The sequence below is a fragment of the Shewanella sp. Scap07 genome (assembly GCF_013394145.1).
In the GTDB taxonomy this organism is placed as follows: domain Bacteria; phylum Pseudomonadota; class Gammaproteobacteria; order Enterobacterales; family Shewanellaceae; genus Shewanella; species Shewanella waksmanii.
In genome coordinates this window covers 4,181,528-4,206,221 of the sequence record NZ_CP041329.1, presented here as the reverse complement: position 1 = coordinate 4,206,221, position 24,694 = coordinate 4,181,528, and the positions used below count along the sequence as shown (strand labels likewise).

The following is a 24,694-nucleotide window of genomic DNA, read 5'->3' as shown; positions in this document are numbered from 1 at the left end:
TTGACTTTATGTCTGCTTTTTTTCAAATAACTTAGCTGAATCTGCGGTATTCAACCAGTTTCAGTGTAAAGTAGCAGCCAAATTGAGTTTAGGAGCCAAGCTATGCAAAATAAGTTTAGCAGCCAAGATGTTGAAATGCTTGAGCGCAAGCGTCTTTATCAAGGTTTTTTTACCATGGAAGAGTATCGTTTTCGGCATCGTCTTTTCGATGGTGGCTGGAGCGATGTTGTGCATCGTGAAGTCTTTGAACGTGGTCATGCTGTAGTCGTGCTAGCTTATGATCCCTATACCGACCAAGTCGTGCTGATTGAACAGATACGTATTCCGGTTTTTGATGCCAACCAGACGCCTTGGTTGTTTGAACTTGTGGCAGGCATGATTGACAAAGGACAGACTGCTAAAGAGGTTGCGCAGCGTGAATTGATGGAAGAGTCGGGATTGACGGGCAGTCATTTTCAGTTGATCAGTGAATTTTTTGCTAGCCCAGGTGGCACCAGTGAGAAGTTCTCCTTATATTATGCCGAAGTTGATGCGAGCCAAGCATCCGGCACCCATGGTCTAGCCGAAGAGCATGAAGATATTCAAGTGCATGTGGTGAGTCGTGAAGCGGCTTTTGACATGGTTAAAAATGGTTTGATCAACAATGCATCGACCGTAATTGGTTTACAATGGTTACAACTCAATTATCAGTCGCTAGTGAAAAAGTGAGTAAATTTGAAAGCTATCAATGCCAAAAAAGACAAGTATCGTGTTGATGTTAATCGATTTCTTGCTTTGTGTGGCCGTAATTATTTTAATATCTTAGCTTGGTTGCCTGCGGAGGTAATGCCTGGGGATGCTTGGTGCGTAGCCGGCGACTTTGGTCAGCTTGACGTTCGATTATTGGAAAATACTCAATATACTCAGTTGATCGAACTTTCAAGGAGCGTGGCTGACAATGAATTTATTGAGACTCCTAAGGTAACTGTTCGCATTTATCACGATGCTAAATTAGCAGAAGTGTTAACTAGTCGACAGATTTATCGATTGCGTCCGGTATATGATTATCCAAATGTACGCATGTATCACCGAGATGAAAAGTACCAGGTTAACGCTTTTCTTGAAGAGTTATTAAAGATAGACAACCACCCTCGTGTTGTTTATCAATCTAACAGTTAAGGTTTTGATGTTTTGAAAGAGGCAATCTCTTATCCTATCGCTGAATGCGGCAGTGTGAGAATCGTGCAGGTCACGGATCCGCATCTGTTTGCTGATCCTGAAGCACAGCTATTAGGCGTCAATACGGCCCATAGTCTCGATGCCGTACTAAATACTATCAAAGCCGTTGATTACCCTGCTCATCTCATGCTGGCGACGGGAGATATCAGCCAAGACTATTCCGCTGAGTCCTACCATAATTTTGTCAATGCCGTCGAACCGCTGAACGTGCCATGTCATTATTTACCGGGTAATCACGATGACCCGAGAATCATGCATTTGAACATGCAGGGCGAGTCAGTGTTTGGTAATAAGCGTATTATCGCTGGCAACTGGCAAATCATCATGTTGGATTCCACCGTGCGCGGTAAGCCGGGTGGTAACATGTCGGCCGCGGAAATGAGCTTAATCGCTGATGCAGTGAACGCTGAAAGTGACAAGCATACTTTGCTTGTGATGCATCACAATCCGATACTGGTTAACTGTAAATGGTTAGATCAACATTGTATGGATAATGGCGATGAATTTTTAGCTTTTGTCAGTCAGTTTCCGCAAGTCAAAGGACTACTTTGGGGCCATGTGCATCAACAATTGGATGAGATTCATCACGGGACATATGGCGCAATTAAACTGATGGCTACACCGTCGACGTGTATCCAGTTTAAACCTAAATCATCCTATTTTGCTTTAGATGCACAGCAACCTGGCTATCGACTGTTAGAGCTTAAAGACAATGGCGACATATTAACTAATGTCTATCGTGTGCCTGGCAACAAGTTCTCGCCAGACAACGAGGCCAGCGGTTACTAAGCTTGTAGGCGGGATAATTTGGTTAAATAGCTTGCCAGTGTTAGCATCTATATGAGGTTTATAATAACAGCGGTGCCAGCAGACTAAGCTTAGCACCATCATGATTATCTCTGAGGACATATGCTGCTTTACATCCATGGCTTTAACAGTTCGCCATTGTCAGATAAGGGCGTGATTAGCGCGCAGTATATTCAAACTCATTTTCCTGATGTTCATTTCGAACAGCCACAGCTTCCATCTTGCCCACACTCTGCGATGATGTTACTCATCGAGCTGGTAGAAAAAGCATTGCAAAACGGGCAGCCGCTACGGTTTATTGGTTCGTCATTGGGCGGTTACTTTGCCAGTTATTTGGCTGAAAAATATGGTGGACGTGCGGTGTTAGTTAATCCCGCAGTAAAACCTTTTGAGCTGTTTGATGAATTTATCGGCCCGCAATATAATCCTTACACCGATGAGCATTATCAAGTATTACCGATACATAAACAGCAAGTCGCCGAATTTAATACTGAAGTTATCCTCCATCCTGACCGCTTTTTTGTATTACTACAAAGTGGCGATGAAGTGTTGGACTATCGCCAGGCCGTACATAAATACCATTGTTGTAAATTAATCCTTGAATCTGGCGGAGACCACAGTTTTATCGGATATTCTGATAAAATGGCGGAAATTTGTGATTTCTTGTTTCTTGACAAATAGACATGTAGGGCCGCAACATGGCCTGAATAACTATAAATTGTGTGTGCTATGACAAACCAATATACCTCTGATGCAATTGAAGTTCTAAATGGACTTGACCCTGTTAAACGTCGACCTGGCATGTATACCGATACCAGTCGTCCAAACCATTTGGGTCAAGAGGTTATCGATAACAGTGTTGATGAAGCGCTGGCGGGTCACGCCACAAAAATCGAAGTTGTGCTACACAAAGATAATTCATTGGAAGTGACCGATGATGGTCGTGGTATGCCGGTGGATATTCACCCTGAAGAGGGGATTCCGGGGGTCGAGCTTATCTTGACCAAGTTACATGCCGGCGGCAAATTTTCTAATCAAAATTATCAGTTCTCAGGTGGTTTGCACGGCGTTGGGATTTCAGTTGTTAACGCCTTATCTAGCCGAGTAGAAATTAGTGTTAGGCGTGATGGTGAAGTCTATGAAATGGCTTTTGCTGACGGCGATAAGGTAGAAGATCTGACTGTAACGGGGACCTGCGGTCGACGTAATACCGGGACCCGAGTGCACTTTTGGCCAACGCCAAGTTATTTCGACTCCGCTAACTTTTCTATCCCTAAGTTGGTTTATTTACTGCGCGCCAAAGCCGTACTGTGTCCCGGATTAAAAATTAAGTTTAATAATAAACAAACCGGTGAAGTACAAGAGTGGTTTTATGAAAGTGGCCTAACTGATTATCTCAAAGCATCGGTTAACGGTGCGGTTATGCTGCCACAAGAGCCGTTTATTGGCAGCTTGAAAGGTAATGAAGAAGCGGTAGATTGGGCGATCACTTGGTTACCCGAAGGTGGTGACTATCTCAATGAAAGCTATGTGAATTTAATTCCCACGCCATTGGGTGGTACCCATGTGAATGGCTTCCGCCAAGGTTTGCTTGAATCTATGCGTGAGTTTTGTGAGTTTCGCAATTTGATCCCTCGTGGGATTAAACTGACCCCTGAAGATATTTGGGATCGTAGTAGCTTTATCTTATCAATTAAAATGCAAGACCCGCAGTTTGCCGGACAAACCAAAGAAAAGCTATCTAGTCGACAAAGTGCCGCCTTTGTATCGGGGATTGTGCGTGACGCCTTCAGCTTATGGCTAAATACTCATACCGATCAAGCTGAGTTGTTGGCGGACATGTGCATTAATAATGCGCAGAAACGCCTACGAGCAGCGAAAAAAGTTGCTAGAAAGAAGGTGACTTCTGGCCCAGCTCTACCGGGTAAGTTAACCGACTGTAGCGGTCAAGACCCGATGCGCGGTGAGTTATTTTTAGTGGAGGGTGACTCAGCAGGTGGTAGTGCTAAACAAGCTCGCGATCGTGAGTTTCAGGCCATCATGCCGCTACGAGGCAAGATTTTGAATACTTGGGAGGTCGATGCATCACAAGTATTAGCTTCACAAGAAGTTCATGATATTTCCGTTGCCATTGGCTGTGATCCAGATAGTGAAGATATTTCAGAGCTAAGATATGGCAAAATCTGTATATTAGCGGATGCCGATTCTGATGGACTACACATTGCTACTTTATTGTGTGCGCTATTTATGAAGCATTATAAGGTGCTGGTCGAAAGTGGCCATATTTATATTGCGATGCCGCCACTGTTTAGAATCGATATTGGAAAAGAAGTGTTTTATGCGCTAGATGAGCCTGAAAAGCAGGGGATTTTAGACCGCATTGCAGCAGAGAAAAAGAAAGGTAAGATTCAGGTTACGCGCTTTAAAGGCTTGGGTGAGATGAACCCGTTGCAGCTGCGTGAAACCACGATGGATCCCAACACTCGTCGATTGGTACAACTTACCGTGGACGACGCCGAAGATACGTTGGCGCTAATGGATATGTTGTTAGCGAAGAAGCGTTCAAGTGACAGGAAAGTCTGGTTAGAAGAGAAGGGTGACTTAGCACAACTGTAGTATGACTGCATTTGAGCTGTATTAAATGATGTATAAATTGATTACCACATATTGTAGAAGCGGTTGGTTACTGATCCTTGGCATAGTGTTGAGCTTACCCTCAGCTGTTTGGGCCAAAGGTCAGCCGATGATGATTACCGTGACCAAAGGATTTGGCCTGACTCTATATGCCTCAGAGGTTGGAGACGCCAAGCAGTTGGCTGTTGGTGACAAGGGCACTTTATTTGTTGGTTCTTATAAAAAAGGCACTGTCACTGCATTAGTGGATAATAATGCCGATGGCCGAGTTGATAAGCGCTATGTGATTGCCAAAAACCTAGACAATCCTGAGGCCATAGCCTTTCGAGATGGCGATCTCTATGTCGCGGTAGAAGATCGCATATTGCGTTATGTTGATATTGAAAACCGCTTGCGTCGACCCGGCCGAGGCAAAGAGGTGTATGACCGCTTACCTGAGCAAACAAACAATAGCCGCAGAGCCATGCATTTCGGCCCCGATGGTCGTTTATACGTATCAATAGGCGCGCCGTGTAATGTGTGCGAAGCACAGGCGCCGTTTGCCAGTATTATTGCTATTGATATTGAGACCGGTGAAACCGAACAGGTTGCGACTGGAATTAGACGAGCAATTGGTTTTGATTGGGCACCAGCAGACAATGCCTTGTGGTTTGCCGATTTAGGTCGAGATTGGATGGGGGATCGAATTCCACCGGATGAAATCAATCGAGTAGAGCAAACCGGGGCTCATTTTGGCTTTCCGTATTTGCATGCCTCTACGGTAGAAGAGCCGGCTTATGAGCGCCCTGAAAATCTCAAGATAACCTTACCAAAATATGAATTACCCGCCCATGTCGCGCCAATGGGTATGCACTTTTATCGTGGTGAACAATTTCCACAGAAATATCATCAGCAGATGTTTGTTGCTGAAAACGGTTCTTGGAATCGCTCCAGTAAGATTGGCTATCAAATTGTGATGTTAACAATTGAAGATAACGAAGTGGTTAAGCGCAGTACCGTGGTCAGTTTTCTTGATGGAGAGTTTCCGGTAGCAAGACCGCACTCCTTGGTCACCGCACCGGATGGGGCGATGTATATTTCCGATGACCTAAAAGGCAATATTTATCGCCTTTATTATAAAAATAATCAAAACACCGAGCCTGATACGGCTAACTAACAGGATATTAATCAATGAGTGATGCGATAGATCTAAGCTTAGATGGGGTTGAGCAAATGCCCCTGCGACGCTTTACTGAGAATGCATACTTAAATTACTCAATGTACGTCATTATGGACCGAGCCTTGCCGCATATTGGTGATGGTTTGAAACCTGTTCAGCGCCGTATTGTCTATGCGATGAGTGAGTTAGGCTTATCGGCACAATCTAAACATAAGAAATCTGCGCGTACTGTTGGTGATGTATTGGGTAAGTATCATCCCCATGGTGATAGTGCGTGTTATGAAGCCATGGTATTGATGGCTCAGCCGTTCTCTTACCGGTACCCACTTGTTGATGGTCAAGGTAACTGGGGTGCACCCGATGACCCTAAATCATTCGCTGCGATGCGTTATACCGAGGCGCGATTATCTAAATTTTCAGAAGTTCTGCTTACCGAGCTAGGCCAAGGTACCGTCGATTGGGGAGTTAACTTTGATGGCACTATGAAAGAGCCATTGGTGTTACCTGCAAGACTGCCACATATCTTACTCAATGGTATTACCGGTATTGCGGTGGGGATGGCCACCGATGTTCCACCCCACAACGCTCGTGAATTGGTCAGTGCTTGTGTCGAGTTATTGGATAACCCTAAAGCTGATTTAGCTCGGCTGATGGAGTTTGTTCCAGGACCCGACTATCCAACCGCCGCCGAAATTATTACTCCGGCTAAAGATATTGCCAAGATTTATGATACCGGTCGTGGCTCAATCAAAATGCGTGCGGTTTACCATAACGATAACGGTGAAGTGGTGATCACCGCATTACCGCATCAAGCTAGCGGTGGTAAAATTCTTGAGCAAATAGCCACACAGATGCAGGCTAAGAAGCTCCCTATGGTGGCGGATTTGCGTGATGAGTCTGATCATGAAAGCCCGGTTCGTATTGTTGTTGTACCGCGTTCAAACCGAGTTGATATTGATCAGCTGATGACCCACTTATTTGCTACCACAGATTTAGAGAAGAACTTCAGAGTTAATCTCAATGTGCTCGGTCTTAATGGCCGCCCACAGGTCAAAGGTTTGAAGCAGTTACTCACTGAGTGGCTAACCTTCCGTATGACAACCGTACGCAGAAGGCTCGAGTTCCGCTTAGATAAAGTGCTCGCGCGTTTGCATATTCTTGATGCATTGATGATTGCGTTCTTAAACATCGATGAAGTGATTGAGATCATTCGTAACGAAGAAGATCCTAAAGCTGAGTTGATGGCTCGTTTCTCTTTAACCGAGTTACAAGCAAATGCGATTTTAGACCTTAAGTTGCGTCACCTTGCCAAGCTAGAAGAGTTTAAGATTAAAGCAGAGCAGAGCGAGCTTGAAGAAGAGCGCGATAAGTTACAGCTGCTATTAAGCTCTGAGCGACGCATGAAGACGTTAATCAAGAAAGAACTCAAGCAAGATGGCGAAACCTATGGGGATGATCGCCGTTCACCTTTGATTGAGCGTAGCGAAGCTAAGGCGCTGACAGAACAAGAATTGGTTCCAGCTGAAGCCGTTACGGTGGTTTTATCTGAAAAAGGCTGGGTACGTTGTGCGAAGGGCCACGATATTGATCCTAGTGCCCTGTCCTATAAAGCGGGCGATAGCTTCCTTTGTGCGGCAGCGGGTAGAAGTAATAATGCCAGCGTCTTTATTGGTACTACTGGCCGTGCTTTTGCCACCGATACACATACATTACCGTCTGCGCGCAGCCAAGGTGAGCCCATCACTACCCGATTTAATTTGTCACCGGGAGAGACTATCTCTCATGTGGTGATAGGTGATGAGCAGCAATACTTCCTACTTGCATCAGATGCTGGCTATGGTTTTGTCGGTGCCTATAAAGATATGGTGTCGCGCAATAAGGCGGGTAAAGCATTATTAAGTTTACCAGCTAATGCTAAGGTTTTATCTCCGCAGCGTGTTGATAAGTCTCGTAATGAGTCTATCTTAGCGATCACCAATGAAGGGCGGATGCTACTGTTCTCTATGGACGCTTTGCCGCAATTGGCCAAGGGTAAAGGTAATAAGATTATTGGTATTCCAAGCGACAGAGCCAAAAGTCGTGAAGAACTATTGATCCATCTACACGTCGTGCCAGAAGGTACCGCAGTGACATTGTGGGCGGGTAAACGTAAGTTAACCCTTAAGCCTAGTGATTTAGAGCATTATCGCGGTGAACGAGGTCGTCGTGGTGCTAAGTTACCACGCGGGTTACAGCGAGTTGATAGTGTTGAGCTGGGTGAAGGCGAGCCGAGTATATAGGCATTTTTGACCCACAAAAAAAGCTGCCTAGGCAGCTTTTTTTATATGAGTCACAAGTGCAATATTAACTCAGCGTAGAATACTGTTTGCGCTAGGCGACTTCATAGTAATTAGGTTCAACATCAAGTTGTGCAGCGATGACTTGGGTCGCCATCTTAGTACATTTACCACATTGACTGCCCACACCAAGACGCTTTTTTACATCAGCAAGGGACATATCACCTTGACTAACGGCTTCTTTAATTTGGGTATCTGTTACAGCATGGCAAAGACAAACGTACATCTTAAACACTCTCTTGATTTCGATGCTGTAAGTATAAATGAAAACGATTCTCAATGCTAATAACTCTCGGTTATAGATCTTAATCTTGAGTCATTAGCTGTGTTATTAAAAGTTGTGATCGGTTTCAAGTTGGCAAAACAAACGCGATATAAGTCACCGCACAAGCCATTGAGCGTTATTATGATCAAAAATGGCAAGCTTGAAGCTTGCCATTAAAGGGTGTGATTGTAGTCGGGGCTGCTTGCTAATAACCGCGCTCAAAGTTAACTTCGTGACTGAGTGACTCACCTTTTATCAACTTATGATAGTTATTAGCAAAAATCTCTACGACCTGTTCTGGAAAACTCGGGGCTGCGATATGCGGAGTAATCACCACATTGTCTAAATTCCAGATGGGATGCTCCTGTGGCAGCGGCTCTTGATTGAAGACATCCAAAACGGCCTGTTGTAAGGGATTAGCATTGAACTGCTGATACAAGGCGTCAAGGTCGAGTACATCACCGCGGCCTAGGTTGAATAAAATAACCTCAGGTTTCATTAAGCTCAGTGTTTGAGCATTCAATGCGTCACGAGTTTGCGGCGTACTTGGCAAAATGGATGCTACCGCATCGGCTTGGGGTAAATGCAGTGATAGGTTTGCTAAAGTATCAACTTCATCAAAGCCTTTCGTTGGCTTCGCTCCCCGATTTATTCCGGTGACAAGCATGCCGAAGTGTTTGGCAGTTTGTGCGATATGCTTGGCAATATTACCAGTCCCCAAGAGCAATAATCGCTGTCCTTGTAGTGATTTAAAATTGGCTGGTAGCCATATTTTCTCCGCTTGCTGGGTTTTGTACTTGTGATGGTGTCGCTGGTGGGCCAGTAAATAACCAAAAAGGTATTCACTCATTAAGGGGCCGAAAATGCCTCTAACGTTGGTGAGTTGATAATCTTTGCGCTGCCTTGGTTTGACCAAAGAGTCCACGCCCGCATGAGTAGATTGCATCCATTTAATGTTTTTCGCATGGCCAATTAATGGCGCGGCGAGCGGCGGTTCTGCTAACCATATATCAGCTTGATAGATACTTGCTGGCTCATCGCCTAACAAGGTGAGGTTGGGCAAATGACACGAATTGAGCAAGTCACGGTAACGTTGATTGTCACTCGTAAGCAATAGTAGCTTGTGTCCCATGTTGTCTCCCCCTATATTCTTTCCCTAGACCTAGATACATGGACCCGCCTATGGAGCATTTTATTTCATTTTTACATCAACTTGGTACCAAGCTGTATCCTTGGTTAACCGAAATTTCCACTGCCATCATCGCGTGCTTTTTAGTTGTTTTTGGTGGCGATATTAATCGTATTTTACGCCGAAAGCTTGTAGGTAGAAATTTTATTTTACGTACATTGGTGTTTATTTTAATTAATGCCTTTGGTTTTGGCCTACTAATCGTGGCCGCTACACCTTGGCTAGCGAGCTTACTTAGCCAGCTCTCTTCTGTTTACTTACTACTGATTTTAGTCGCTATTTTTACATTCATTGGTGTTTGGGCACAAAAAAATAATCAATCATGAAAAGCAGCTAATTCAAGCGCGTCAGCCAATTAAATAGATCTTAGCCATTAAACGCTCAACTGACAGACTGAGGTGGTTAACTAAGCGATGTGATGTATTGCTGTGCTTGATCAGGGTAATTACTAAAAATACCATCGACGCCTAATGCATGCATTGCGGCGATGTCATGGGGTTTATCAACCGTATAAACATAGACTTTCAAGCCACGCTGATGAGCGTCACGGACAAACTCAGCATCAATAAAGTTGATATCAAGGTGAATCGAGTAGGCATCGAGCTGGCTGCCAATGGCTGCATTGTCGATGGGTAAGCCTTCTAGCAACGGTGCGATAAGTGCACTAGGGTAGCGCTGCTTCACCGACTGCAAGAATTTATGGTTAAACGATGAAATCAGTAACCGCTCTATCGGGTAGTTAAGCTCTGTGAGCATTTTGGGATAGAGAGCCAAAAATGGCGCTAGGCTGTTCATCCCTTTAAGCTCAATATTGATTAATATTTCGTGGTGCTGACACAATTGCAGCACTTGCCATAAGTTGGCCAATGGTTGGCCTTGAATCATTACCTGAGCAATGCTCTGTCGGTCGAGTGACTCGATTAGGCCATTGGCATTTGTTTCACCATCGAGCCAGCGGTTATGAAATAACATTAACTCGCCCGCCACATTTTGAACGTCAAGTTCAATGGCCTTGCAGCCTAAGGCAATCGCTTTTTGCATTGCACTTAGGGTGTTGTCTGGTGCATAACCGCTGGCGCCACGATGAGCAAATACAAGCACTTTTTAGCCTCTTAAAATTCAGTTAGCCAACTTAGCTGATTAACCACGTAGAATACTTTGAGCATCTTTGGTTTGGTTATTTTTAACGTGTACTTCAAGCTGCGGGTAAGCCAACTCTAAGTGATTCTCTTGCAGCTTCTTACTAATTTTCTTATGTAAAATATGGCGTAGCGGCCAACGAGCATTCATATCTTTGGCGTAGGCTCTTACCTCATAATCTTGAGTATGTTTACCAAACCCTGCAAACCAGACCTCTGGCTCGGGGGTGTCTAAGGCTTCATCACACTCTTTTACTGCTTGGTATAAGGCGGCTTCTACTCTGGCGGGATCGGAATCTCTGGCAACAGAAACGTAAACGATAACCCGAGTTATCGGATCCGACAGCGACCAGTTGATCAGCTGTTCGGTAATAAATGCCTTATTGGGCACAATAATTTCTTTACGGTCCCAGTCGATAATGGTGGTTGCACGGATTTGAATTTTACTAACCGTGCCGGTGAGATCCCTAATGGTGACGGTATCGCCTATCCGCACCGGCTTTTCAAATAAAATGATCAAGCCTGAGATAAAGTTGGCAAAGATCTCTTGCAAGCCAAAACCTAAGCCAACAGAGAGTGCCGCAATGAGCCATTGCAATTTCGACCACTCAACCCCTAAGGTTGAAAAGCCCGTTAAGGTACCAATAAACACTACTAAGTAACGGCTCACCGTGGTGATTGCAAAACCGGTTCCTTGGGTTAAATCTAATCGCTGCAGAATGGTTAATTCAAGCAGGCCGGGCAGATTGGTGGCGACCATTAATGAGAAGCCCACAATAATTAGCCCCAACAATAGCGATTTTAACGTGATGGGCACGGTCTCTGAAATGCCGTCAACAATGCTGTTGCTCGTCCACAGGGTAATGCCATCTAAAAAAGAAAACAGTGCTGTATGGGTTTGTGTCCATAAGCCCACCAAGCTGGCTAAGAAGGCCAATAGCAGAATAGATCGCATTAACCCAAGTGACTGACTAGAAATCGTTTCTAGGTCCACCACAGGCTCTTCATATTCCATTTGTTCGCTATTTGGGTTGACTGTGTCTTCATCTTTTTCACGTTGGGCGATGATTTCTGCCCGTTTGGCTTTAGCCCGATCAAATGCAATGCGCCTGCGTTCGATGAGCATCCAACGTTTAATCAGTTGGTACAGCAACATAAAGCTTAGCCATAGAATTAACGACAGCTGTAGCTGCAGTAACACTTGAAAAGCGGTGTAGTAATAACCTCTAAAAGCTAACACAGCGCAGACCATAGGTGTCACTAATAAGATGGCCCATAACAGTTTTTGCAGTAGTCGTTTATTCTTATCGTTTTGGTGATAGTGCGAGTCATGCTTGGAGACATTAAGCAGGTCCTTATAAAAAATCACCAACATGATTGCCAAAACAATAAACGCGCCTCGACCTAAACTGTTACGGATTAGCGAGGTCTCAAGTACTTCGGTAAAGCCGAGTACGCCAATGACCGGAATGGCAATAAAGGTCAGAGAGCGTAGCTTCTGTTGGCCGGCTTTAATGGTGGTGGCGTGCGCTTTAAAGTGGCCAATGAGCAAACCGTTATCATCGGCAAGTAAATAGGTGAAACGATAGAGTAGGAACATTAAGCCGATAGCAAGAATGGCCATACCCATGGCGGATACAAAATTGTGCGAGGACAGGTAAAAGATAATACCAGCAAGCACCACCGGTATTGGCTTAATGATGCTATAGCCTATGGTGACAAGCAAGGTACTGAGTGTGTAGCTAAATCTATCTTGGGTTACGTTACCAACATGGGCGATATTGCGGCTCAAGCTGCCGCTAAATTTGGGTGAGAGAATATCTTGAAATACCAAGCAGAGTACAAAAATGATCACCCACCATGACCAAAGTTGGCTTTGCTCATCAATTGAATCGCTAAGCTGTGTCCATGGCGCTTGCTGAATAAACCAACGACTGCTTTGAATCAGGTCGGTAAACCAAGCTTTATCGATGCTATTGGCGTTTGCTATCCAAAAAAGGTGCTCATTGAGGGTATTTTTTAATTGTACGTACTGTTGATTCAATTGCTCATAAACAATGCGTAAGTCTGCCAGTTCACTGACGTACAGATCATAATTATCCAGCAATTGTTGTTGCAGCTTGTGCTGCGCATTCAGTAGCTTGTCTGCTACATCGCTGTCAGAGACATTAAACTGGTTTTGCTGAACGTGTAGTGTTTGATCTTGCTCTATTTGATACCGCGCCAAGCGTGCATTGGCGATTTTATTATTGAGCTTGTCTAAACTGGGAGGCTTAGGTAATGACTGTAGTATCCGTAAAAACCGCTCACCAAAGGCCGAATTTAGCTTAATTAAGCCAATTTGCTGTTGAATATTGGTTAACTGTTTAGCTTGCAGTTGATACTGCGCTTCGGCTTGCTCTTGTAGCTTTACCGCGGCATTGGTATCAAGTGTTAGTTGTTGTAATTGCTTTGCATACTGCTGGTTCTGTGAGTTGATTTCAGCAATGCTGGGGTCAATCAAATAGTCATCCGCCACTTGGCTTGCAGCAATGGCGGCATTGGTTTGTTGCTGGCGCTGCAGACTGATTTGATAGTTGATTGCTTCTATCAGTCGCTCTTGTTGTGCAAGTTGTTCGCGCACCACTATTTGCTGCAACCGACTAAGGTCGGTGCGTTTTTGATTACTGGCAAGCTCCAGCTCCAGCGTTTCGACAGTTTGACTGAGCCATTGACGCTGCGCCGTCTGCAATTGCGTGTCGCTGTTGCTATCAATACTGGCTTTTTTATGTTGCGCTAGTTGTTCTCTTGCATCACGAATTGCACCTGGCAGCCGTTCATGGCGTTGTAGGTGAGCTGTAATATCTACCGTTAAATTGCTGTCAATCTCTTTAAGTTCAGATAGGCGCAAATAAGCCAGCGATGCTTGCTGACTCATCTCTTGCTGGCGGTTGTATTGTTGCGGTTTTTTAGCCTCTTGCAGCTGCAACTTTAAACTTTGCTTTTGCTCTTGGAAGTTATCGATACTGGCTTGATAACTTCGTGCGAGCAATTGCTGTTCTTTGAGCTGTGATTGCAGCTGGGCTATCTGTTGATCTAGCGACAATACACTAGGCTCGTTTTGGGAATTATTACCCAAACGTTTGTCTAGCTGTAACGGTGAGTTAGCTAATAGAGTTGAGCTATATAAACACAGTAAAACAAATAAAAGGCGCAACATAATTGATGATTTGCATGGCAACAAAGGCGATTGCTTACAAGTTTATACTATCGGACCGATAAAGAAATGCTAAGTCGATGAGTTTGTACAACAAGCTGCGCAGATTGTGTTAAATGTCTTACTCTAGCGCTGTCACTATAACGATGGTTTGTGTTACGCCGCCGCTATTATCGAGGGCGCTGATGCTTATGCGCGCGCTGGGTTTCAAAGATTGCTGTTGCGACTACAAGCAAGCCACCTAAGGCTGTTTTGACATCAACCCCTTCATGCAACACTAATAGCGCTAAAACGGTACCGTAGAAGGGCTGTAAGCAAGATACTAGCCCAACGGTTTTAGCACTTAGTTGTCTTAGTGCTGCGGCAAATAGGGCATGGGGCGCAGCGGTGAAAACTATGCCCAGCAGAACAAGCATAGCCCAAGTGGTATTGCTAATACTGGCAAGTTCAACTTGTTGCCAAGGGGCAAGAAAAACGACCGCGACTGCAGTTTGGTAGCACATGGCTTTTGCACCGCTATATTGAGAAAAGTAGCGTTTATGCATCAGGTTGCGCGCGGTAAATAGCAACGCAGACAACACGCCAATGGCAATGCCTAAGGTCACCTCGTTACCTAAACTGGCTTCGGGAATTAATAATGTCACCCCAATGAGCACAGCAAGGCCGCTGATGATATCAACCTTTTCGATACGAGTGCGGTTGATAATAGGTTCAATTAATACCGTCATAACCGGATAGGAGAAAAAGGCAATCATGCCGATCGCCACCGATGACATCTGCATTGAGGCAAAATAGGTTACCCAATGTAAGCTCACCACTATGCCTAGGGCGATTGCTACCGCGTATTCACGCCAGTGCTTTAGTTTGAGAGGTTGGCGGTTAAGTTTAACGATTAAGGCCAGCACTATCGCGGCAATAAAGCAGCGAATGAGGGTAATATCGAGGGCTGATAAAGCAATCAGTTTAGAGAATAATGCAGTGCCACCGAACAGTAGCACCGCGATATGTAATTCAATTAAACCTGAATGTTGATTCGACGGCTTATTCAATTGAGTGACTAATCCTCTATTTTAGCGAATGCTTGCCCCATTCTGGTGACGGCTTTGGGTTCTACACCATCGGCAAATTCATCTAAGGCATCTTTACCAAATAACATGACAACCGTACTACCTAGCTTGAAGCGCCCCATTTCTGCGCCTTTATCTAAGGTCAATGCATTAGGACCTTCTGTGGGATAATCCCAAGTGAATACTTTTTTGCCAGTAGGCGGCGTGACTGTACCTGCCCAGATTGTTTCAATGCTCGCGACAATCGTAGCCCCAACCAATACCATGGCCATTGGGCCAATTTCAGTTTCAAATATGGCAACCACACGCTCGTTTCTGGCAAAGAGTCCCGGCACATTTTCCGCGGTTAGCGGATTGACCGAAAACAGCTCACCTGGCACATAGGTCATTTTTGATAACGTGCCTTTAATTGGCATATGAATACGATGATAATCTTTTGGCGCTAGATAGATAGTGGCAAAATCACCGTCTTCAAAACGCTTAGCATCTTCGGCCTGATCACCTAGAAGTGCAAGTGATGAATATTCATGACCTTTAGCTTGAAAGATCTGTCCGTCTTTGATGGGACCGAGTTGACTCACTGCACCATCGACAGGGTGAACAATGTATTCATCGTTGTCATAGATAGGGCGGATGCCAGGCTTAAGCTCTCGAGTGAAGAACTCATTGAAGCTCGAATACGCTGACGGCTCACTGCGGGCCGCTTCGCTCATATCGATTTTATACTGCTTAATAAACCAGGTGATCACGCTGGTGGTGATGCGGCCTAGTTCGGCTGCGGCCAGCTTTCCTACAAGTCGCGAAACAAGGTGTTTTGGCAAAATATATTGTAGGGCTATTTTAACTTTGTCCACTCTCTTTTCCTTTAAAATGCATTGCGTTAACTAAGCGCGTTTTTCTATATAGATCAGTCATCTTCGCTACGGAAATGACGGGCATGGCGTTGTTCATCAAGACTATCAATTATACGATGATAATTATTATAACGGTCTTCGCTTATCTCGCCGGCTTCAAATGCTTGGGTGATGGCACAGCCTGGATCGTTTTTGTGTTTACAGTCTCTGAATTTGCAGGTACCTAAAAAGTCCCTAAATTCTATAAAACACCAACCCACACGTTCAGCAGGAAGATGCCAGAGGGCAAATTCTCGTACACCGGGTGAGTCAATCAAGTCACCACCGTGAGGGAAGTGTAATAATTTCGCTGTGGTGGTGGTATGTTGACCTAAGCCTGAGTTTTCTGAAATATCACCGGTGAGCAATTCAGCATCTGGCATCAGTGCGTTAATGAGCGAGGATTTACCCACACCAGATTGGCCAACGAAAACACTGACTTTGTCATTGAGTAGCCCCTGGATCTCCTCGACGCCTTCACCGGTTTTGCTACTGACTCGATAAACGCTATAGCCAATATCTTGATAACGCGCTAATGCTGCGTCTATGCTGGCCGCCTCTTCATCGCTAATTAAGTCCACTTTATTGAGCACAATAACTGGGCTAATGCCGGTATCTTCTGCCGCAACTAAATAGCGGTCAATGATTTGTGTGGTAAAACTAGGCACTACCGAGGAGACAATCAATATTTGATCGATATTGGCAGCAATAATCTTGATGCCGTCGTATAAATCAGGCCGAGAAAGCAAAGAGTGCCGTGGGTGCACGGCTTCAATCACCCCAGCAATTGTGCTGGTTTGCTCTAGTGCAAGACGTGCGATAACTTTGTCACCGGTGACTAAACTTTGAATATTGCGTCGAATATTACAGCGTACCAGCTCACCACTTTCTGTTTCTACGTCAGCGTGTTGACCGAAACGGGAGATCACTGTGCCGAGCTGTTCTGGGCCGAGTGAACTATCCTGTAGTTCAGGCGCTTGGTTATCGTCGGCGCGTCGTTGTAATCGCTTTTCATGATTGGCGCGCATTCGGCGGCGCTGACCATGACTTAATGGTTTCTTTTTGCTCACAGTATTGTCATCAAAAGTAGAAGGTTATTTTGTGTCTGTTAAAAAAGCAGTATGATACACGGTCTAGAACAAAAAAGCCTGAATTTAGGCATACAGGAACAATAAGGTATCTTTATGGTTGCGGATGAAAACAATCTAATTTGGGTTGATTTGGAGATGACAGGGTTAGATCCAACGGTTGATCGTGTCATTGAAATCGCGACCATAGTCACCGACTCACAGCTCAATATTCTTGCCGAAGGGCCGGTTATTGCGATTCATCAAACCGATGAAGCATTGTCGGTTATGGATGATTGGAACATTAAGCATCATGGTGAGTCAGGTTTGATAGAACGTGTTAAAGCTAGCACTTATAGTGAAGCTGATGCGATTGAACAGACGATCGCCTTTTTATCTCAATACGTTCCTAAAGGCGTATCACCAATGTGCGGCAACAGTATTGGCCAAGATCGTCGTTTTATGAATCGCCACATGCCAGCACTAGAAGATTATTTTCATTATCGCAATATTGATGTCAGTTCGATAAAAGAGTTAGTTAAGCGTTGGGATCCAGAAGTGATGAAAGGTTTTACCAAGCGCGGTACCCATCAAGCGTTGATTGATATTCAGGAATCTATCGCAGAATTGCAGTTTTATCGTGACAAAGTATTTAAAATTTGACCAAACAGTAGAATATTTTCAAGAAGGGGTTGCGAAGAGATGAAATTCTCCTATAATGCGGCCTCAACTTTTTGCTAGCGACTGCGTTAGTGATGAGTAGACAAGCGACATTAGCTCAGTTGGTAGAGCGATACCTTGCCAAGGTATAGGTCATCGGTTCGAACCCGATATGTCGCTCCAAATATCAATTTATAGCATCACCAAATGCTGTAGATTAAAAGATTTAAGCGACATTAGCTCAGTTGGTAGAGCGATACCTTGCCAAGGTATAGGTCATCGGTTCGAACCCGATATGTCGCTCCAATTTAAAGATTTATGCGACATTAGCTCAGTTGGTAGAGCGATACCTTGCCAAGGTATAGGTCATCGGTTCGAACCCGATATGTCGCTCCAATTTAAAGATTTACGCGACATTAGCTCAGTTGGTAGAGCGATACCTTGCCAAGGTATAGGTCATCGGTTCGAACCCGATATGTCGCTCCAATCTTCCCCGTTTAATCCTCTGATTTAAAGACATTCGCTCAGTTGCGCTTATTGAAAGAGCTGATACCGTTCTTTGTGCCAAGGTATCGATCATCGGTTCGAACTCACTCTTACCTGAAAAGAACTCGCGCCAATCTTCCTCCGTTTACTCTCCAATTTAAAAATTTATACGACATTCGCTCAGTTGCGCTTATTGAAAGAGCTAATACCGTTTTTTGTGACAAGGTATCGATCATCGGTTCGAACCCACTCTTACCTGAAAAGAACTCGCGCCAACCTTCCCCGTTTACTCTCCAATTTAAAAATTTATACGACATTCGCTCAGTTGCGCTTATTAAAAGAGCTGATACCATTCTTTGTGCCGAGGTATAGGTCATCGGTTCGAGCCTCTCTTAAACAACATACTCTTTCTAACGCATTGCTAACGCTTGCGGGCGAGCGCAAAAGTCGATCTGTATCCCATTTGTCGATGTTTCGTGATTCACAAAATAGTTTCTTTATCTTCTGCTAATGTAAGAAGGGCAACTGACTAAACTATGACATTGTTCAAATTATGTTGTGGGCAATGACTGCATAATATCTTTAATCATTGAAAATTTACGCTAAGTAAGCATGAAAGGAGTACATTATGATTCGTTTTCAACAGCTTGGGGAGCAATTGTCTTATGTCGCAAAATGTCGCCATGAGATGGGTAGCTTGTATAAGCGCTTGCATACCGATGCTGACTCTACACGGGTGAAGATGCTTCTTGAGTATTTTAGACAGCAGCAACTTACCGTGGCAGAGAAGCTAGAAAGCTATATCGAAGATGCTCCTGCAAAACTACTTGATACTTGGTATAACGATATTGTTTTTGAAGACTTTATCGCACTTTGTAAGCAAACCAGTTTAACCGCGAATATGAGTGAAGAAGATGTGCTCAACTTGCACCTCGATTTAGAGAATCGTCTTATTGGGCTGTTAGAGAAAACGGCCAATTCTTCGGTGTCTAGCGATGTTAAAGGTGCCCTTGATGATTTAGTGCGAGTGGAGAAAATTCAACAGCAAAGGTTAGTGCATAGCAGTATTCGCATGGACGACCTATAAACTTGCCGACCTGAAAAAGCACCGTAACGGTGCTTTTTTTTGGTCTTTTTTTCATGAACTAACGTCGATTTACATCGCAATGCCTGCGTGAGATCAAGTTTTTGTAAATTAGTGCTGATTAACGGGAATCTAATCTCAAATTAAGGCTCATATTCTACTATGTATATACCTTAATAAATGTGGGCAATGTGATTACTTTGCCAAGTCCCTTTATCAATGGAGACCGGCTTAATGCTTTATCAACAACAAGAATTACCCGCGACGCTTTTTTCCTGTGAGCAAGTCAAGCAAGCCGAGTTGCAACTTATTGAAACTGGGATCACCGAGCATGATTTGATTGAACGCGCTGCCGCGGCGAGTTTGTCCCTGCTGCAGCAACAGCATAAAGTCGATGGTAAAATCGCCATCATTGCGGGTTATGGCAATAACGGCGCAGATGCGTTCACCATTGGCACTTTATTACTCGAAGCGGGAAAAACGGTGAGTTTATTTTGCTTGGAGCGTGACAATGTCAGTCAGGGGTTAGCACAAAGTAAAGCCGATTTCATTGCTGTGGGTGGCCGGGTCAGTACTGACATTGAGCAAGTGTTGCTAGAGGCTGACTGTATTGTTGATGGTTTGCTCGGTACCGGCTTTAGCGGCGACATATCCGGCAGCATGGCAGCGGTGATTGAACGCATTAATGGCTGTCAAGCGTGGACGCTTAGCTTAGATATTCCCTCTGGTATTAACGGTAACACTGGTTTTGGTGGTTGTGCCATCAAGGCCGATATGACGATTACTTTTGGAGCGTTGAAGCAGGGGTTAATTACCGGCAAGGCCCGTGAGCATGTGGGTGAACTGGTGTTTGCTGATATCGGCTTGTCGAGCCAATTAGCCCCTTCCAAAGTCATTAATGTCACGGCGGAGGAAGTGCCCGTGGGGCTGCCTTATCGGCCCCATGACTCCCATAAAGGCATGTGCGGAAAAGTCACTGTTATCGGTGGCGACCAGGGCATGTCTGGTGCACCTCGCTTAGCGGCTGAGGCTTGTTTGCGCTCAGGAGCCGGCTTAGTGACCGTAGTGTCACACCCCAGTCACCATTTAGTGATAAGTGCTGGTCGGCCTGAGCTCATGTTCTGGGGTTGTGAACTAGTCGATATGGAAGTTTATCTGCGCTTAGGCTGGGCAGATGTGTTGCTAATTGGTCCAGGTCTAGCTCAACAGGATTGGGGTTATAACCTATTCAAAGCTGTAGGCTTATGTGACAAGCCTTGTGTGGTTGACGCCGATGCTCTCAATCTTTTAAGCGCAGAACCTAGACGACATGACAATTGGGTGCTTACCCCCCATGCGGCCGAAGCGGGGCGATTACTCGGTGTGGCGACTGAAGTGGTTGAACAGGACCGTTTTGCTGCTGTTGAGGCCATTCAGGCCAAGTATGGTGGCGTGGTAGTGCTAAAGGGGCCTGGCACGCTAATTTATGATGGTGAGGTTTGCCATGTTGCCCCAGTAGGGAACGCGGGGTTAGCCAGCGGTGGCAGCGGTGATGTATTAGGCGGTATTGTTGCTGCGCTTATGGCGCAAAAAATGTCACCTATGGCTGCTGCGACAGCTGCGGTGGTGATTCACGGGCGAGCAGCAGAGTGCGCGGCCGTAGATGGAATGAGAGGCATGCTGGCTAGTGATTTATTCGTCCATATACGTCGCTTAGTGGATGAGTTGTAGTGTTTAAAATTAAATTAGGCTAATGTTTGTTTAGATAAGCGACTGATTACGGTAAAGTAGCGTATTATCGTCGGCGTGCCGTTTGTTTTGTTATTGTGGAAATTATGTCGTCATTAGCATTTGAATTAGAAAATGAAACTGCAACTGTTGCCTTTGGGTTGCGTTTAGCCAAAGTACTTGATGCGCCAACTACCTTGTATTTATATGGTGAGTTGGGGGCGGGCAAGACTACCCTTAGTCGCGGTATTATCCAGAGTTTGGGCCATAAAGGGGCAGTGAAAAGCCCGACTTACACACTTGTTGAGCCTTATGAACTTGACGGTATGGAGGTCTACCACTTTGACTTGTATCGTTTAAGTGATCCTGAAGAGCTAGAGTTTATGGGAATTAGGGATTATTTTTCTCCCACGAGCCTATGTCTCGTCGAGTGGCCCGATAGAGGTGAGGGGTTATTGCCCGCAGCCGATGTTAAACTTGAATTGGTGTACCAAGGGGAAAACCGTAAAGTTACACTGACCGCAGAGTCTGAAAAAGGTGAGCGGATTTTACAAAGCCTATAATAAAAAATGACAAATAAAGCGCTAAAAATACAATTTGTTAGTTTCATATTTTTACTGTGCCTGTCCGCAGGGGTTGCTGCCGCTAATCAATTAGATGGTGTGCGTATTTGGGCTGCGCCAGAATCAACTCGGGTGGTGTTCGACCTCTCAAAAGCGGCTGATTACAGTTACTTTACCCTGACGAGCCCTTATCGCTTAGTCGTGGATTTAAAAGGCGCATCGACCAAGCTAGATCTCAAAAAAATCAGCAATAACAGTAAACTGGTCAAGCAGGTGCGGACCAGTAAGCCGCCAGCAAAAGGCACGTTACGTCTGGTTATCGATCTCACCAAACCCGTTAAAGCTAACTTATTTGCGTTACCGCCCACCGCTCCTTACGGCAACCGTCTGGTGGTTGATTTAGATGCTGGTGGCACCAAAGCAAGTTCGGCAGCTACGGTAAACAAGAAACCAACCAATGCGCTGCGGGATGTTGTTATCGCCATCGATGCGGGCCACGGTGGCGACGACCCAGGCTCTATCGGGCCCAAAGGCACCTATGAAAAACGGGTAGTGCTACAAATTGCTAAAAAAGTTGAAGCTAAAATCAACAGTACACCAGGTATGAAGGCGGTGATGACCCGCACCGGTGATTACTTTGTCAATATTAACCGCCGCTCTGAGATTGCCCGCAACAGTAAGGCTGATTTACTGATTTCTATTCACGCGGATGCTTTTACTTCACCACAACCGCGTGGCGCTTCAGTGTGGGTGCTATCAATGGGGCGGGCCAATAGTGAAATTGGTCGCTGGTTAGAGCATAAAGAGAAACATTCAGAGTTATTGGGCGGTGCTGGAGAAATCATTCAAAACACCGACAATGAGCAATACCTAGCAATGACTTTGCTGGATATGTCGATGGATAGATCAATGGCGATTAGTCATAACATCGCCGATGATGTGTTGGCCAACCTTGGTAAAGTCACTAAGTTACATAAGCACAAGCCAGAATCTGCAAGCTTTGGTGTGCTTAAGTCGCCAGATATTCCCTCGATTTTGGTTGAAACGGGCTTTATTTCCAATCATAAAGAAGAGCGTTTACTGACTCAGCGAGAGCATCAAAACAATATTGCCAATGCGGTTCATCGTGGTGTGTTGCGCTATTTTGAGAATAATCCGCCCAGTGACACCTTGATGGCAAGTAAAAGCTCTCGCAGCCACAAAGTGCGCTCTGGCGAATCGTTGTCGGTTATTGCTCACCGTTACCAAGTGACGGTCGCCAGCATTAAAAAAGCCAACAATCTAAAATCCGACATGCTAAGAGTGGGTCAAAAACTAGTTATACCAAGGGCATGATGAGCGAAAAATTGATTCAGATATTGCCGCCTCAACTCGCTAACCAGATTGCTGCAGGTGAAGTTGTTGAAAGACCGGCGTCGGTGATTAAAGAGCTGGTAGAAAACAGTTTAGATGCCGGTGCGACTCGTGTTGATATAGAGATCGACAAGGGCGGCAGCAAGTTAATAAAAATTCAAGACAATGGTTCAGGGATTGCCAAAGAGCAGTTGTCCTTGGCCCTGTCGCGTCACGCGACGTCTAAACTGAGTACATTAGATGATCTCGATGCCATTTTAAGCTTTGGTTTTCGCGGTGAGGCATTAGCCAGTATCAGTTCAGTATCGAGGCTGACGCTTACCTCCAAAACCGCGGAGCAAACAGAAGCTTGGCAGGCCTATGCTGAAGGCTCAGAGATGGCGGTCAAGATTTTGCCTGCCGCCCATCCAGTGGGGACCACGTTGTCGGTGGTTGACTTGTTTTTCAATACCCCAGCTCGGCGCCGCTTCCTAAAGAGTGACAAGACAGAGTTTACCCATATTGATGAGTGGCTTAAGCGGATTGCTTTGGCGCGCAGCGAAATTCACTTTACTTTAAAGCACAATGGTAAGCAGGTACGCAATTACCGCGCAGCTAAAACAGAAGATCAGTATTTACAGCGCTTGGCCCAAGTCAGTGGCAAACGTTTTGCCGAGCAAGCATTAAAAGTGGATTGTAGTCATAACGGGCTCCGATTAAGTGGTTATATTCAATCGCCTCGTTTTGAAGCCAGTGCCAACGATACCCAATATTTTTACGTAAATGGTCGTTTAGTACGAGACCGCTTAGTCAATCACGCAGTACGCCAAGCGTTTGCCGAGTTTATGACTCATGAGCAAATTGGCTTTGTATTGATGTTAGATATCGACCCGCATCAAGTGGATGTCAATGTGCATCCTGCTAAGCACGAAGTGCGTTTTCATGAGAGTCGCTATGTACACGATTTCATCTTACAAGCGTTGCAGTCAGCTTTAATTCAGCTTGTTTCGTTACCCTTAGAGGCGGAACAAGATAACCAAGCCCAAGTGATAGCCAGTGCCCATGACATTGGCCTTACCAAGCAAGCTGAAACGAGTCACAGTGCTAATGAAGTGGTTAAGCCGTTAGCGCCAGAGATAAGCGCAAGTATTCAAGAGCGTGCGCCTACTCCTTATCAAGCGCCAAGTGAATCAAGCCGCCACGATTATGGGCGCAGCGACTATTCTCGCGGTGCAGCAGGCGGGAGAGCATCGGCTAGAGCCGACGTTGAGTTACCTAGCCAAGCGGCGGTTGATGCCTATGCACAACTATTAACAACGCCAAAGGTCGACTCGAGTGAACAACCGCAGCCGACAGATATGCCAGCGGTACTCGATGGGCAGTATTGGGTGATTTGTGCCGATCAGTCATTGCAGTTACTGAGTATTAATGATGTAGCCGATACGGTAAAAACGCTAGAGCTACAACATAAACTCGCAGGTGGCCTAGTTGGGCAACCGCTGTTGATGCCGGTATCGGTAGCAGCTGATGAAGACTGGCAGGCAACGCTTACCGAGCGTGAGCAGTTGATTCGTAAACTCGGTATTGAAGTAACAATTCGTTTAGGGCAGTTGATAATTAAGAAAGTGCCCCCATATTTAAGAAAGAGCCAATTGGCTAAGATTATTCCAGAGTTGATCCAATGGATACGCTTTGAGGAACCGAGTGATGAAGCGATGATCAATTGGCTCGTCACCCAAAGCCAAGAGCAGTTTAGCTCAGCGGCCGATGTTTGGCTGGCACTGTCGACATTGAGCCAAGCAGAACAAGATTCAATATTTACTCAAGCTAAGGCATTGCCTTGGCAAAACTGGATAGCAGAGCAAAATTAGTGACAGATAAACGTTTACCAC

At 45.2% G+C, this 24,694-nt stretch carries 21 protein-coding genes and 4 tRNA genes; 18 read left to right on the top strand and 7 right to left on the bottom strand.

Annotation, left to right across the window (positions count from 1 at the left end):
• Positions 1–102: 102 nt before the first annotated feature.
• The 7 genes from nudF to parC all read left to right on the top strand — a co-directional run bounded on the left by nudF (position 103) and on the right by parC (position 8,097).
• On the top strand, positions 103–708 hold the full coding sequence (gene nudF / locus FLM48_RS18465) for an ADP-ribose diphosphatase (RefSeq protein WP_179025672.1): 606 nt from the start codon (positions 103–105) through the stop codon (positions 706–708).
• A gap of 6 nt (positions 709–714) precedes the next feature.
• Positions 715–1,158 (top strand): DUF1249 domain-containing protein, encoded by a 444-nt coding sequence (locus FLM48_RS18460; RefSeq protein WP_179025671.1) that lies wholly within the window; start codon positions 715–717, stop codon positions 1,156–1,158.
• Between the two features lie 12 nt (positions 1,159–1,170).
• Entirely contained in the window at positions 1,171–2,007 is an 837-nt protein-coding gene (gene cpdA, locus FLM48_RS18455; protein ID WP_028774867.1) for a 3',5'-cyclic-AMP phosphodiesterase, read from the top strand.
• A 120-nt stretch (positions 2,008–2,127) separates the two neighbouring features.
• The gene (locus tag FLM48_RS18450; RefSeq protein ID WP_179025670.1) at positions 2,128–2,706 is read left to right on the top strand and encodes a YqiA/YcfP family alpha/beta fold hydrolase; all 579 of its coding nucleotides are present in this window, start codon (positions 2,128–2,130) and stop codon (positions 2,704–2,706) included.
• Positions 2,707–2,754: 48 nt separating this feature from the next.
• The gene (gene parE / locus FLM48_RS18445; protein ID WP_179025669.1) at positions 2,755–4,641 is read left to right on the top strand and encodes a DNA topoisomerase IV subunit B; all 1,887 of its coding nucleotides are present in this window, start codon (positions 2,755–2,757) and stop codon (positions 4,639–4,641) included.
• Between the two features lie 127 nt (positions 4,642–4,768).
• The gene (locus FLM48_RS18440) at positions 4,769–5,815 is read left to right on the top strand and encodes a sorbosone dehydrogenase family protein (protein WP_256870975.1); all 1,047 of its coding nucleotides are present in this window, start codon (positions 4,769–4,771) and stop codon (positions 5,813–5,815) included.
• 14 nt (positions 5,816–5,829) lie between these two features.
• Positions 5,830–8,097 carry a DNA topoisomerase IV subunit A gene (gene parC, locus FLM48_RS18435; RefSeq protein WP_179025668.1) on the top strand — a complete coding sequence of 756 codons (2,268 nt, stop codon included), beginning with the start codon at positions 5,830–5,832 and terminating at the stop codon, positions 8,095–8,097.
• 91 nt (positions 8,098–8,188) lie between these two features.
• Here parC and FLM48_RS18430 read toward each other — a convergent pair whose 3' ends face one another.
• Positions 8,189–8,380, bottom strand: a complete 192-nt coding sequence (locus FLM48_RS18430; protein WP_028774862.1) for a bacterioferritin-associated ferredoxin — start codon at positions 8,378–8,380, stop codon at positions 8,189–8,191.
• 244 nt (positions 8,381–8,624) lie between these two features.
• Positions 8,625–9,551, bottom strand: a complete 927-nt coding sequence (locus FLM48_RS18425; protein WP_179025667.1) for a D-2-hydroxyacid dehydrogenase — start codon at positions 9,549–9,551, stop codon at positions 8,625–8,627.
• Between the two features lie 50 nt (positions 9,552–9,601).
• On the opposite strand from FLM48_RS18425, the gene FLM48_RS18420 reads away from it, so the two are divergent.
• Positions 9,602–9,934, top strand: a complete 333-nt coding sequence (locus FLM48_RS18420) for a DUF3392 domain-containing protein (protein ID WP_179025666.1) — start codon at positions 9,602–9,604, stop codon at positions 9,932–9,934.
• A gap of 76 nt (positions 9,935–10,010) precedes the next feature.
• Here FLM48_RS18420 and FLM48_RS18415 read toward each other — a convergent pair whose 3' ends face one another.
• The 5 genes from FLM48_RS18415 to rsgA form a co-directional block, all read right to left on the bottom strand.
• Positions 10,011–10,709, bottom strand: a complete 699-nt coding sequence (locus FLM48_RS18415; RefSeq protein ID WP_179025665.1) for a glycerophosphodiester phosphodiesterase family protein — start codon at positions 10,707–10,709, stop codon at positions 10,011–10,013.
• A gap of 39 nt (positions 10,710–10,748) precedes the next feature.
• Positions 10,749–13,946, bottom strand: coding sequence for a mechanosensitive ion channel domain-containing protein (locus FLM48_RS18410; RefSeq protein WP_179025664.1), 3,198 nt, complete (start codon positions 13,944–13,946; stop codon positions 10,749–10,751).
• Between the two features lie 167 nt (positions 13,947–14,113).
• A complete protein-coding gene (locus tag FLM48_RS18405; RefSeq protein WP_028774857.1) occupies positions 14,114–14,992 on the bottom strand; it encodes a DMT family transporter in 879 nt (292 codons plus the stop codon).
• An 8-nt stretch (positions 14,993–15,000) separates the two neighbouring features.
• Positions 15,001–15,864, bottom strand: a complete 864-nt coding sequence (gene asd, locus FLM48_RS18400; protein ID WP_028774856.1) for an archaetidylserine decarboxylase — start codon at positions 15,862–15,864, stop codon at positions 15,001–15,003.
• 53 nt (positions 15,865–15,917) lie between these two features.
• On the bottom strand, positions 15,918–16,973 hold the full coding sequence (rsgA, locus tag FLM48_RS18395) for a small ribosomal subunit biogenesis GTPase RsgA (RefSeq protein WP_179025663.1): 1,056 nt from the start codon (positions 16,971–16,973) through the stop codon (positions 15,918–15,920).
• 114 nt (positions 16,974–17,087) lie between these two features.
• On the opposite strand from rsgA, the gene orn reads away from it, so the two are divergent.
• From orn to mutL, 10 genes are all read left to right on the top strand, one after another.
• The gene (gene orn, locus FLM48_RS18390) at positions 17,088–17,633 is read left to right on the top strand and encodes an oligoribonuclease (RefSeq protein WP_179025662.1); all 546 of its coding nucleotides are present in this window, start codon (positions 17,088–17,090) and stop codon (positions 17,631–17,633) included.
• A gap of 104 nt (positions 17,634–17,737) precedes the next feature.
• A tRNA-Gly gene (locus FLM48_RS18385) sits at positions 17,738–17,813 on the top strand.
• A 47-nt stretch (positions 17,814–17,860) separates the two neighbouring features.
• Positions 17,861–17,936, top strand: a tRNA-Gly gene (locus FLM48_RS18380).
• A gap of 14 nt (positions 17,937–17,950) precedes the next feature.
• Positions 17,951–18,026, top strand: a tRNA-Gly gene (locus FLM48_RS18375).
• 14 nt (positions 18,027–18,040) lie between these two features.
• Positions 18,041–18,116, top strand: a tRNA-Gly gene (locus FLM48_RS18370).
• Positions 18,117–18,747: 631 nt separating this feature from the next.
• On the top strand, positions 18,748–19,203 hold the full coding sequence (locus FLM48_RS18365) for a hypothetical protein (RefSeq protein ID WP_028774853.1): 456 nt from the start codon (positions 18,748–18,750) through the stop codon (positions 19,201–19,203).
• 231 nt (positions 19,204–19,434) lie between these two features.
• Positions 19,435–20,910, top strand: coding sequence for an NAD(P)H-hydrate dehydratase (locus FLM48_RS18360; RefSeq protein ID WP_179025661.1), 1,476 nt, complete (start codon positions 19,435–19,437; stop codon positions 20,908–20,910).
• Between the two features lie 104 nt (positions 20,911–21,014).
• Entirely contained in the window at positions 21,015–21,470 is a 456-nt protein-coding gene (gene tsaE, locus FLM48_RS18355) for a tRNA (adenosine(37)-N6)-threonylcarbamoyltransferase complex ATPase subunit type 1 TsaE (protein WP_179025660.1), read from the top strand.
• Positions 21,471–21,476: 6 nt separating this feature from the next.
• Entirely contained in the window at positions 21,477–22,805 is a 1,329-nt protein-coding gene (locus FLM48_RS18350; RefSeq protein ID WP_084632602.1) for an N-acetylmuramoyl-L-alanine amidase, read from the top strand.
• Complete coding sequence (mutL, locus tag FLM48_RS18345) at positions 22,802–24,673, top strand: DNA mismatch repair endonuclease MutL (RefSeq protein WP_256870974.1); 1,872 nt, start codon at positions 22,802–22,804, stop codon at positions 24,671–24,673. The genes FLM48_RS18350 and mutL overlap by 4 nt, the downstream gene beginning before the upstream one ends.
• The last annotated feature ends 21 nt before the right edge of the window (positions 24,674–24,694 follow it).

Excerpts from the sequence above, each read along its gene's own strand:
- nudF (WP_179025672.1), top strand. The coding sequence starts at position 103 with ATGCAAAATAAGTTTAGCAGCCAAGATGTTGAAATGCTTGAGCGCAAG.
- FLM48_RS18450 (WP_179025670.1), top strand. The coding sequence starts at position 2,128 with ATGCTGCTTTACATCCATGGCTTTAACAGTTCGCCATTGTCAGATAAG.
- parE (WP_179025669.1), top strand. The coding sequence starts at position 2,755 with ATGACAAACCAATATACCTCTGATGCAATTGAAGTTCTAAATGGACTT.
- FLM48_RS18440 (WP_256870975.1), top strand. The coding sequence starts at position 4,769 with ATGATGATTACCGTGACCAAAGGATTTGGCCTGACTCTATATGCCTCA.
- parC (WP_179025668.1), top strand. The coding sequence starts at position 5,830 with ATGAGTGATGCGATAGATCTAAGCTTAGATGGGGTTGAGCAAATGCCC.
- FLM48_RS18430 (WP_028774862.1), bottom strand. The coding sequence starts at position 8,380 with ATGTACGTTTGTCTTTGCCATGCTGTAACAGATACCCAAATTAAAGAA.
- FLM48_RS18425 (WP_179025667.1), bottom strand. The coding sequence starts at position 9,551 with ATGGGACACAAGCTACTATTGCTTACGAGTGACAATCAACGTTACCGT.
- FLM48_RS18420 (WP_179025666.1), top strand. The coding sequence starts at position 9,602 with ATGGAGCATTTTATTTCATTTTTACATCAACTTGGTACCAAGCTGTAT.
- FLM48_RS18410 (WP_179025664.1), bottom strand. The coding sequence starts at position 13,946 with ATGTTGCGCCTTTTATTTGTTTTACTGTGTTTATATAGCTCAACTCTA.
- orn (WP_179025662.1), top strand. The coding sequence starts at position 17,088 with ATGGTTGCGGATGAAAACAATCTAATTTGGGTTGATTTGGAGATGACA.
- FLM48_RS18360 (WP_179025661.1), top strand. The coding sequence starts at position 19,435 with ATGCTTTATCAACAACAAGAATTACCCGCGACGCTTTTTTCCTGTGAG.
- tsaE (WP_179025660.1), top strand. The coding sequence starts at position 21,015 with ATGTCGTCATTAGCATTTGAATTAGAAAATGAAACTGCAACTGTTGCC.
- FLM48_RS18350 (WP_084632602.1), top strand. The coding sequence starts at position 21,477 with ATGACAAATAAAGCGCTAAAAATACAATTTGTTAGTTTCATATTTTTA.
- mutL (WP_256870974.1), top strand. The coding sequence starts at position 22,802 with ATGATGAGCGAAAAATTGATTCAGATATTGCCGCCTCAACTCGCTAAC.